Genomic DNA, 4,495 nt, shown 5'->3' on the forward strand with positions numbered 1-4,495 from the left:
ACCGGCGCCGCGCGCCCGTCTGGCTGGCGGCGATCGCGCTCGCCGGGGCCGCCGCGTCGGCGCTGCCCGCGACCGCCTCGTCCCGTGCCGGCGACGCCCTTCCGGCGCCGCGTCCGCACGCGACGGACTTCACCTACGTCGGCGCGTCCGAGACGCCGCCGACTCAGGCCGACTGCGCCTCGGTCGGCCGCCGCTGCTTCGGCGCCAAGGCGCTGCAGAACGCCTACAACGTCGGCCCGCTGCACGCGCGGGGCCAGGACGGACGCGGCCGGACGATCGCGATCGTCGACGCGTTCGGCTACGACCAGGCCGAGGCCGACCTCAAGGTCTACAGCCGGCAGTTCGGCCTGCCGCTGATGTGCGGGATGCCGGACGTGGCGTGCAAGCCGGGAATGCCGTCCATCACCCGTCTCCAGCAGGGGAGCCGGCCGGTCAAGGAGCCGCCGTCCAGCAACGGCACCGGCCAGGAGGACAGCAACGGCTGGGCGCTGGAGGTCGCGCTCGACCTGGACATGGCGCACGCCATGGCCCCCGGCGCGAACATCGTGCTGGTGTCCACGCCCACGGCCGAGACGCTCGGCGTCCAGGGCTTCCCGCAGTTCATGAACCTGGAGCAGCAGGTCGTGGACCGGGGCATGGCCGACGTCATCTCGCAGAGCTTCGGCTCCGGCGAGGAGGCGTTCCACTCGACCGCGTCGCTGCTGAACCTGCGGCACGCGTTCGAGTCGGCGGCGGCCAGGGGCGTCACCGTCCTCGCCAGCTCCGGTGACAACGGCAGCGAGAACGACTTCAAGACGCCGGTGAAGAACCCGGCCGCGATCCCGTACGCGTCCGTCGGCTGGCCCGCGTCCGACCCGCTGGTCACCAGCGTCGGCGGCACCTACCTGTGCCTGGACGGGGCGACCGGCACCCGCGTCGACGACACCGCCCCGCCCGCCGCCTGCCCGGCCCACCCGGGGCAGCGCGAGGTCGGCTGGACGTTCGCGGGCGGCGGCTTCAGCCACGTCTTCGCCCGGCCCGCGTACCAGAACGTTCTGCCCGCCGGGTCCACCCCGGTCGGCGCGATGCGCGGCGTCCCGGACGTCGCGTCCCAGGCCAGCTCGGCGACCGGCGTCCTGGTCCGCGACACCGCGCCGGGCGCGACCGGCGTCAAGTGCCCGAGCGGCGACCCGTGCAGCTCCGGCTGGTACGTCGTCGGCGGCACCTCCTCGTCCACGCCGCAGTGGGCGGGCCTGGTCGCCATCGCCGCGCAGGTCGCGGGGCATCCCCTCGGGCAGATCAACCAGGCGCTGTACGACCTGGCGAACGGCCCGGACTACGGCACGTACTTCTACGACGTGACGACCGGCAACAACTCCAACCCCGACTACCCGTCCATCCCCGGCTACCCGGCCACGAAGGGCTGGGACCCGGTCACGGGCCTCGGCACCCCGAACGCCGCCGCCCTGATCCCCGCCCTGGCGGCCCGCTCCTGACCCGTCCCTGAAAGACCCGAACCGGCCCCGGCGCGCAACCACCGAGTCCCGCGCCGGGGCCTCGGCGAACCTCTCCCCAGACCGGATGATCTTCGCAATAATGCGGGTTGCTCCGAGTCAGGAACCGGTTCAGGAGGCTCGTCAGGTGGACTCGTCGTTTTCCCTGGATCCGTGGCGGCCCGGCCCTCCCGCCGTCCGGCGAAGCGGCCCGCCCGCCCGGCCGGCCGCGCCCTCCGGGCGTGCACCGGCCGTGCACCGCGCGGGCGAGATGGGCCTGGAGGGCGGCCACAAGCTGCGGGACGCGTGCTGGGGGATGCTCGGCGAACGCACCCGCGCCCGCCTCGCCGAACTGGCCGGCCCCACCCTGGACTGGTACGCCGCCGAGGACTCCGCCGACCCGGGGCGCCGTCCGAAGGCCCTGGTCCTCGGGCAGGACGGGCTGGCGGTCGCGGAACCCCGCCTGAGCACCGAGCACCGGCCCGTCTACGTGATCTCGGCCTTCCAGTTCGCGCCCGGTTCGCTGCGGCACGTCCGGGTCGGCCACAGGCCCGGCCCGATGGACGCGGCCCGGACCGGCGGACCGGGTCCGGGCGCGTCGCCGGCGGGACCGCCGTCCGGAGGCGGCGCCGACCTGGGACTCACCGCGCAGGCCAGAGGCGTCCTCGGCAACCTGCCACCGCGCGCGCAGGAACTCCTCCAGGCTCCGTTCACCTCGGGGAGCCCTCCGCTGCGCTGCGACTGGCACTACGAGGGGTTCGAGCACCATCTGAAGGTGTTCCTCTTCTGCCTCGCCGGTGCGCACCACGTCACCGTCGCCACCGGGAGCCGGATCGTCCCCGCCGGCCACTCGGCCGAGTCGGCGCACTGGGACCTCACCTGCTACCGCGCCGCGGTGCGCCGCCGGATCGGCCGGTGAGCCGAGCCGCCGGCTTCGCCGAGCTGGACGGCCGCGACGCCTACGAACTGCTCGGCGTCGCGCCGGACGCCGGGACCGACGAGATCCGCCGCGCGCACCGGACGCTCATCAAGAAGCACCACTCCGACCTGGTCACCGACCCGTCCGCCAAGGCCACCGCGGACGAGCGGACCCGCCTGCTGAACGCCGCCCGCGACGTCCTGCTGAAGCGGCGCGCGGGCTACGACGAGTTCCGGCGCGGACCCGACCCGCGGAAGGACGGCGGGGGCGGCGCGGACGGTGGGTCCGACGACGCCGAGGTCTTCGACGACCCCTGGGACGACGCGACGCCGGGGCCCGATCCGTTCGATCCCTGGAACGACTCCGCGCCCGGACCTCCGCCCCCTCCCCCGCCGCCGCCGCGTCCGGCCCCGCCGCCGCGTCCGGCCCCGCCTCCGCCCCGGCCGACGACGGTGCCCGGCCATCGCCCGGTGCCTCCCGCGCCCGCCTACGGGTTCCCTCCCGGACCACCGCTCCGTCGCCGCCGGCGGCGGACGGGCTTCGGCGATTTCCTGAGGGTCTGCGCGTGGGGCTGCGGCGGACTCACGGTGCTCGTGGGCGGGGTCTCCGTCGGCGGCTACCTCGTGGGACGGGCGACGGCACCGAAGGCCAAGGTCGATGTGCCCGCGCGGTTGGCGGGGTCGTGGACGGGCGAGGTGGCGTACCGAGGGTCCCGCCAGCCGTGGAAGGTCCACCTGTCCCTCACGGAGGGCCGGCACGTCGGAACGGTCACCTACGGCTCCGGATGCGCCGGGAAGGCGGTCCCGGTCGCGACCCGGGGCCGGACGACGGTCTTCACCACCTCCTTCAGGTTCTCCGGCTGCGACGTCGGCAAGATCACGCTGACGCCGCGCAAGGACGGGAGGCTGGACTACGCCCTCCCCGACGAGACGGGCAGGAGCCGGGGCGGAGGCGTCCTGAGCAGGGACTGACCACGGGACGGACCGGGACCGGGGCGCCGCCGGGGCCGCGGGCGCGTCCGGGGTCAGTCGGAGAGGCGGATGAGGCGGCGGTCGGCGGCCACGCGGACGGCGGCCGTGCGCGAGTCGACGCCCAGCTTCGCGAAGATGTGGACGAGGTGCGTCTTGACCGTGGCCTCGCTGATGAACAGGGCGCGGGCGATCCGCCGGTTGGACATGCCGCGGGCGAGGTGTTCGAGGATCTCGACCTCGCGGGGGCTGAGGGCCGGGGCCGGATCGCGGACGCGCTCGACCAGGCGGGCCGCGACGGCCGGGGACAGGGCGGTGCCGCCGCGCGCGGCCGTCCGGACGCCCTGGAACAGCTCGTCCGGCGGGCCCGCCTTGAGCAGGTAGCCGGACGCGCCGACGTCCAGCGCGCGGGAGATGTCGGCGTCGGAGTCGTAGGTGGTGAGGACGAGGACGCGCGGCGGGTCCGGCAGGGCGAGGACGCGGCGGGTGGCCTCGACGCCGTCGATGCCCCCGCCGAGCCGCAGGTCCATCAGGACGAGGTCGGGGCGCAGCAGCCCCGCCTGCCGGACGGCCTCCTCGCCGGTCCCCGCCTCGCCGACGACCTCCAGGCCGTCCTCGCCCGCGAGCAGGGCGCGCAGCCCCGCGCGCACCACGGGGTGGTCGTCGGCGATCAGGACGCGGACCGCCTCCCGGTCGCGGGCGGGGGTCATGGCCGGCTCCTCGGGAGGCGGGCGGCGACGACGGTGCCCTCGCCCGGTTCGGACTCGACGACCAGGGTGCCGCCTACGCCGGTGATCCGGTCGCGCATGGCGGGCAGGCCGTAGCCGCGGTCCGGGCCGCCGGGGCGCGGCGCGGCGGGGTCGAAGCCGCGGCCGTCGTCGGCGACGTCCAGCGCGACCTGGTCGTCCAGGTAGGACAGGGTGATGACGACGCGGCCGGCGGCGGCGTGCTCGCGGGCGTTGGCGAGCGCGCCCTGCGCGACGCGGTGCAGCGCGGCCCCCTCCTCCGGCGTCAGCGGGTACTCCTCCCCCTCGATCCGCAGCGCGGCCCCCTCCCGGTCGGCCAGCGAGCGCAGCGCGTGCGGCAGCGACCCGGCGGCGAGGTCGGACGGGGCCAGCGCGCGGACGAACCGGCGC

Annotated in this window: 5 protein-coding genes; 3 read left to right on the top strand and 2 right to left on the bottom strand. The window is 76.0% G+C overall.

Translation table 11 applies throughout. From position 1 onward, the window contains the following. From DZF91_RS27805 to DZF91_RS40495, 3 genes are all read left to right on the top strand, one after another. The coding region (locus DZF91_RS27805; protein WP_117360096.1) for a S53 family peptidase at positions 1-1,475 on the top strand (1,475 nt) is incomplete at its 5' end. Positions 1,476-1,725: 250 nt separating this feature from the next. Beyond that, positions 1,726-2,391, top strand: coding sequence for a hypothetical protein (locus DZF91_RS27810; protein WP_158588061.1), 666 nt, complete (start codon positions 1,726-1,728; stop codon positions 2,389-2,391). Next, positions 2,388-3,362 (top strand): J domain-containing protein, encoded by a 975-nt coding sequence (locus DZF91_RS40495; RefSeq protein ID WP_158588062.1) that lies wholly within the window; start codon positions 2,388-2,390, stop codon positions 3,360-3,362. Before DZF91_RS27810 ends, DZF91_RS40495 begins: the two co-directional genes overlap by 4 nt. Positions 3,363-3,415: 53 nt before the next feature. On the opposite strand, the gene DZF91_RS27815 is transcribed toward DZF91_RS40495, so the two are convergent. Both DZF91_RS27815 and DZF91_RS27820 read right to left on the bottom strand, forming a co-directional pair. Beyond that, entirely contained in the window at positions 3,416-4,069 is a 654-nt protein-coding gene (locus DZF91_RS27815; protein WP_117360097.1) for a response regulator, read from the bottom strand. Then, positions 4,066-4,495: sensor histidine kinase (locus DZF91_RS27820; protein WP_235834617.1), on the bottom strand; the 430-nt coding region annotated here is incomplete at its 5' end. The genes DZF91_RS27820 and DZF91_RS27815, both read right to left, overlap by 4 nt.

The sequence above is a fragment of the Actinomadura logoneensis genome, from assembly GCF_003428695.1.
Taxonomy (GTDB): domain Bacteria; phylum Actinomycetota; class Actinomycetes; order Streptosporangiales; family Streptosporangiaceae; genus Spirillospora; species Spirillospora logoneensis.

Excerpts from the sequence above, each read along its gene's own strand:
- DZF91_RS27815 (WP_117360097.1), bottom strand. The coding sequence starts at position 4,069 with ATGACCCCCGCCCGCGACCGGGAGGCGGTCCGCGTCCTGATCGCCGAC.